At 40.6% G+C, this 5457-nt stretch carries 4 protein-coding genes and 1 CRISPR repeat array; of the genes, 2 read left to right on the top strand and 2 right to left on the bottom strand.

Going from position 1 to position 5457, the window contains the following annotated elements:
• Positions 1-290: 290 nt before the first annotated feature.
• A CRISPR array of direct repeats spans positions 291-1486; the repeat unit is 37 nt; unit sequence GTTTCAATCCCTAATAGGGATTTGTGTAAGTTGCAAC.
• A gap of 26 nt (positions 1487-1512) precedes the next feature.
• Positions 1513-1791, top strand: coding sequence for a hypothetical protein (locus B4U84_RS13465; protein ID WP_131118462.1), 279 nt, complete (start codon positions 1513-1515; stop codon positions 1789-1791).
• Between the two features lie 27 nt (positions 1792-1818).
• Here the strand turns inward: B4U84_RS13465 and B4U84_RS13460 are convergent, their stop codons facing one another.
• Positions 1819-3165 (bottom strand): TldD/PmbA family protein, encoded by a 1347-nt coding sequence (locus tag B4U84_RS13460; RefSeq protein WP_131118951.1) that lies wholly within the window; start codon positions 3163-3165, stop codon positions 1819-1821.
• A gap of 235 nt (positions 3166-3400) precedes the next feature.
• Positions 3401-4843: a TldD/PmbA family protein gene (locus B4U84_RS13455; RefSeq protein WP_131118461.1), complete on the bottom strand. Its 1443-nt coding sequence runs from the start codon at positions 4841-4843 to the stop codon at positions 3401-3403.
• 385 nt (positions 4844-5228) lie between these two features.
• Between B4U84_RS13455 and B4U84_RS13450 the strand changes: the two genes are divergently transcribed.
• Positions 5229-5423 carry a hypothetical protein gene (locus tag B4U84_RS13450; protein WP_242677623.1) on the top strand — a complete coding sequence of 65 codons (195 nt, stop codon included), beginning with the start codon at positions 5229-5231 and terminating at the stop codon, positions 5421-5423.
• Positions 5424-5457: the final 34 nt, after the last annotated feature.

Below are 5457 nucleotides of genomic sequence, written 5' to 3'. Positions count from 1 at the left end.
GTCGATACATTCGCAATGCAGGTCAATACATTCACAATGCAGGTCAATAGGTTATACCAATTTGAAAAAAGAATGTGACGAATAAACCATATTGTAGAGACGCGATTCATCGCGTCTTGAACCAAGGATGTGTTGCAATCATTAATTGAATTAGTATTAGGTAAGATCAAATAACAGGAATATTAACAGGCGATACAGTTCCACAAGCAATTTTTAGATATGGATACACAAATGGGCGATCGCACGATCAATTTTGTCTCTATCACAAAAAACAAAGAGACGAAATCATAGTTTCAATCCCTAATAGGGATTTGTGTAAGTTGCAACATCTGCTTTTTACTCATTTCCAGTGAGAAAAAATAGTTTCAATCCCTAATAGGGATTTGTGTAAGTTGCAACTTTTGCCAATTTTCTATCTTATATATGAGTTGCTGAGTTTCAATCCCTAATAGGGATTTGTGTAAGTTGCAACCATTGTCTCCGCCGTGTCAGGACTATTCAGCAGCAGTTTCAATCCCTAATAGGGATTTGTGTAAGTTGCAACGCCAAATGTAAATACTCTCACCAAGATTAATAAAGGTTTCAATCCCTAATAGGGATTTGTGTAAGTTGCAACTTTACGCGTACGCTAGCCGCACCCAAAGATTTAGTGTTTCAATCCCTAATAGGGATTTGTGTAAGTTGCAACACTTGCCTGTTTGCTCAACTTCTTTTACATGTGGGTTTCAATCCCTAATAGGGATTTGTGTAAGTTGCAACCTGGAGGTATAAGTTGATTGGTAAAAGGATCGATTCTGTTTCAATCCCTAATAGGGATTTGTGTAAGTTGCAACCCAAAATTGGAAACGGTTAGGACAGTTCAGCAAAGTTTCAATCCCTAATAGGGATTTGTGTAAGTTGCAACTCTAGAAAGAATTTCTAGCGAGAAACCAATAAAGTTTCAATCCCTAATAGGGATTTGTGTAAGTTGCAACTTAAATGCCAAACAAAATTCGGTTGTTCAATCTCCGTTTCAATCCCTAATAGGGATTTGTGTAAGTTGCAACGTTTCTGGGGTTATCGGGTCTACCTCACCCTGCCAAGTTTCAATCCCTAATAGGGATTTGTGTAAGTTGCAACATTGTGCAACTCATACAATAGTTGCAAAATATTTGTTTCAATCCCTAATAGGGATTTGTGTAAGTTGCAACCTATCCTCTGATTTCAGAGGATTTTTATTTTAGGTGTTGTTTCAATCCCTAATAGGGATTTGTGTAAGTTGCAACGCGGACAATCCAGACATTGACGCTTATTGGATAAGTTTCAATCCCTAATAGGGATTTGTGTAAGTTGCAACTCTATCAATCCAACGTCGGCAAAGTAGTGGTTGATGTTTCAATCCCTAATAGGGATTTGTGTAAGTTGCAACATCAGCTAAAATATCCCCGTGGCAAGGTTGGTCTTTAGCTAGTTTCAATCCCTAATAGGGATTTGTGTAAGTTGCAACCGCTCAATATAGAAGCTTTGCTGTATATGGTTTTCAAGGTACAGTGGTGCAGACCTGGAGTAAATATAGCGTTTGAGCGATCGCACTGTCAAGAGTGGTTCCAAAAAAATCGGCTCAAATGCTTTACTGGTAAGAGTTTTAGACATGGTGCAAACCTCATTATCGATGTGAATGGCTCAAACCCAGAACAGGTAAGTCTTTCAGGCATAAAATTTGAGTTTTCGTGTCAAACACCTACAGGTTTGCACCATCACTCTTCAACAACCTTAGCTTTTGTTGTAATTTTGATGGATAATTTTGCTTGAAAATTTCAATTTGCTGTTCTTCTTCTGTTACAAAGTATACGTAAAGTCTTCCACCAACATCCCAGGAACCATACTACCTCCGAGTTGCCGACCTTCATAGGTTCCGACTTCGGGAATAAATTCTTGAAAATTGGTGAAATCGAGTAAATTTTCACCCCAGAAGCGATAGAGACTATCATCAAACCGCAAATTTTCTATTGGCGCGACGATTTCGCCATTTTCCACCCAAAAACAAGCATAGCGGGTCATACCTGTGATTCTACCCGTGGGGCGATCGCTCCAATTTAAATAATGTAAGTTTGATATATATAATCCTGTGTCCAAACTGGTCAGAATTCGGTCAAATTCTAAATTACCCGGACTTATTTCTGGCGATCGCAAAGATTCATGACTATTAGCACCGTTAGGAGTTTTTTGATATTCTTTGGCGGTGCGAGAATTTATCAAGGTATTGACTAATACTCCTTGAGTAATTATTGGTAATTCTAGGGCTGTCATTTCTCCCCATTCGTTAAAACGCGGTACTGTTCCCCGTCGAAAGTTTTCTTTGAGATTAAACTTAGCAGAAAGTTGTTTTTCTTGACGCGAAAGAGCAGCTAAAGCACTATTTCCTTGTTGTAAATCAGCTTCACTAGTAGCACCCCAAGAAAGCATCATTAATAAATTGTCAACTGCGTCTGGGGCAAAATAAGTTTTATATTGTCCGCGTGGTAACTGCTTAACTGGACGAGCCAGTAATTCTAATTGCTTTTTTGCTTCTTGAATTTTGTTTATATAAGCTTGTTGATGCCAATCACTACCTGCAAATATACCTTTAACCGCTTGTCCCTCGGTGTTAAATATAGAATAATCTAGGGTGAAAGAATCAGTAGCAAACCAGTGTTTTTGTCCCTGAGAATCAGCATAGGCATTAACTACAAATCCGCCAGCATACAAACCTGTAAAATCTAATTTATTGACTGATTCTAAAACATTTGATACTACTGCTTCTTCAGTCAATAAATTACCAGAATATACTTCTCGACTCGTATTAATTCCTGATGGTAATACTAAATAAGGATCTAAAAGAAGAAAAGGTAGTTCTGCACGTAGTTCTTGCAAAGCTTGGTATGTGACTTCCCAATCTATTTCCCAATTTCCAGTAAAAGGAATTTGTCGAAAACTACTGCGCTGGTCTTGTATTAATGTTAGATCAATCCAGCCATCAGCAACTAAACCAGTTTGTCTAACTTTGGCATGATTAAAGCGAGTAAATTGACTGCGTTCGCTATTTAATCTGACAGTAAATTCTTCAGTTGCTGCTTTTTTCAGCAACAAAGTATCAATCAGTTGGTTAAAGCTGACTTCTAAAGCAGTGAGTTCCTGGTTGTTCATGATGGGGATTGGGGAAAGGGGAGCAGGGAAAGGGGAGCGGGGAGCGGGGAGCGGGAGGACAAGGGGGACAAGGGGGACAAGGGGGACAAGGGAGCAGGGAGTAGGGAGCAGGGAGTAGGGAGTAGGGAGTAGGGAGTAGGGTGCAGGGAGAATAACCAATGCCCGATGCCCGATGCCCGATGCCCAATGCCCGATGCCCGATGCCCAATGCCCAATGCCCAATGCCCAATCATCTTTACGTGTCGCCGCCGAATACTTCGACGTTGGTAAATAGACAAACGGGTGAACCATGTCCGACCCAAATAGCTTGGTTTGGTTCTCCTTTACCACAGTAGGGAGTACCGTACATTTCCCAGGTTGAGGAATTTCCAACTTTGGTTAAGCTGTGCCAAAATTCTGGTGTTGTAGCTCGATAGTTAGGATTACGCAAGGTTTTAGTTAATTTTCCATTCTCGATTAATTTAGCGTATTCGCAACCAAATTGAAATTTATAGCGGCGATCGTCTATTGACCAAGAACGATTAGCTTCCATGTAAACGCCGTGTTCTATGTCAGCAATTATTTCTTCAAAGGAAGCTTTACCTGGTTCTAAATTTAAGTTTGCCATGCGATCAATCGCGGGTCGGTTCCAAGAACAAGCACGCGCGCAAGCTACTCCTGGGATACCTGCTCTTTTTTGGCTTTCTAAACTACCCAAACCCCGCAATAGCACACCTTCCTTGATTAAATATTCTCGTGTGGCAACAGCACCAGTGTCATCGTAACCATAACTAGCTGATTCGCCGGGTACAGTGGGGTCAAAAGTGATATTCATCAGGGGAGAACCATACACCAAAACCCCAAAATCATTTTTGTTGACAAAGCTACCACCAGCATAGTTGCGCTCATCTCCTAAAATTCGGTCTAATTCTAGGGGATGTCCCACACTTTCATGTATTTGTAGCATCATTTGGTCTGGGGCTAAGACTAAATTAGTGCGTGTGGTTGGACATTCTTGTGCTGTTAAAAGTTCTACTGCGTCCTCTCCGATTTGCTGCACTTTTTGCCAAAGATGATCGGGTTCGAGTAATTCCATACCTCCTTGGAAATAGTTGGCTTCCCAGCCGTTATTGGTGCGCTGCTGGACGATCGCTCCATCTTGAGCGATCGCTCCATAATGGGTACTCAGAAACAGAAATTTTTGATAAATTTCTGAGCCGTTGCTGCTGACAAACCATGTTTCTCGTTCGCCTGTATTCGCACCTGCGGTAGTTTTGACGATTTGCTCGGAAACTTTGAGGGTTTGGCAAATACGGACTAGTAAATCGTTAATTTCCTCAGTATCTAGAGCATCTAGTGGTTCCAGAAATGGCGAAACGTATTCACCAACTACTTTGGGACGTTCGCTAGCGGCTTGGAACGGATGTATCCACCACTGTTTGGCTGCAAGTGCTTGTTGATACGCATTTTCCGCAGCGTTTTGTAAACTTGTCAGTTGGAGAGAATTAGTCGCTGCATAGCCAATACAGCCGTTAACCATGACTTCCAACATGGCTCCTGTGGTGGCAGATTTACCGTGGCGTTGGGGTAAGCCATCACGGACACCACGGTGAAAGAATGTTTCTTTAACTACTCTGATGCCGACCCAATCAGCAGGAATATTGATGTTAGCGATCGCTATTGTTAATTCAGACCACATTTAGTAAGTAAAAAGTAAAAAGTAAGATCAATTCTCAAAAAGATGACTAAATATTTCAATCTTAGAAGCACACGGCTGTGTGCCTTTCCAAACATTATTCATGTGTAGTGGTATTTTTGGGAATTGTTATCAGACCTTTAAAATCAAGGGGCATTTTTATTTAATTATGAATCATTTATAGTTATTTACAAAAAATTTCTAGCAGCGATCGCTACATCAGAAAAGCATATAACTGGAGTATAGAAAACCGTTCGTGGATCTGTAATGCAAGGGAAAATGAAAAATATGTTTCTCACGGCTTTCTGTCATTAGGAGTAAAAGTCATTGCACAGGTAGCATTTCGTGCTATCGTGCTGATTTGATTTTATAGGAAATTTCATATATTATGGTTGATCGTGAGGATATTTCAGAAGTTCCTTTACGTCCTCTTGTCTGGATGGGGGACTCGCGCAAAAATATTTGTGAGTTTCCAGAAGAAGTGCGTGCATGGGTAGGATATGCGTTACAACTGGTACAAGCACATTGGTCACAAGTTAAGAAAAAGAGCCAATTGTCAAGGGGGTATGTCAAAAATCGGTAAAATAGGCGCTCAAGCTATATCCAAAAAGGAATTG

The organism is Westiellopsis prolifica IICB1, assembly GCF_004323185.1.
Taxonomy (GTDB): domain Bacteria; phylum Cyanobacteriota; class Cyanobacteriia; order Cyanobacteriales; family Nostocaceae; genus Pelatocladus; species Pelatocladus prolificus_A.
Note: the sequence above shows the minus strand (reverse complement) of the source record. Positions and strands in the feature narration are given on the sequence as shown.

Coding starts and splice junctions, on each gene's coding strand:
- B4U84_RS13460 (WP_131118951.1), bottom strand. CDS start 3,165: ATGAACAACCAGGAACTCACTGCTTTAGAAGTCAGCTTTAACCAACTG.
- B4U84_RS13450 (WP_242677623.1), top strand. CDS start 5,229: ATGGTTGATCGTGAGGATATTTCAGAAGTTCCTTTACGTCCTCTTGTC.
- B4U84_RS13465 (WP_131118462.1), top strand. CDS start 1,513: ATGGTTTTCAAGGTACAGTGGTGCAGACCTGGAGTAAATATAGCGTTT.
- B4U84_RS13455 (WP_131118461.1), bottom strand. CDS start 4,843: ATGTGGTCTGAATTAACAATAGCGATCGCTAACATCAATATTCCTGCT.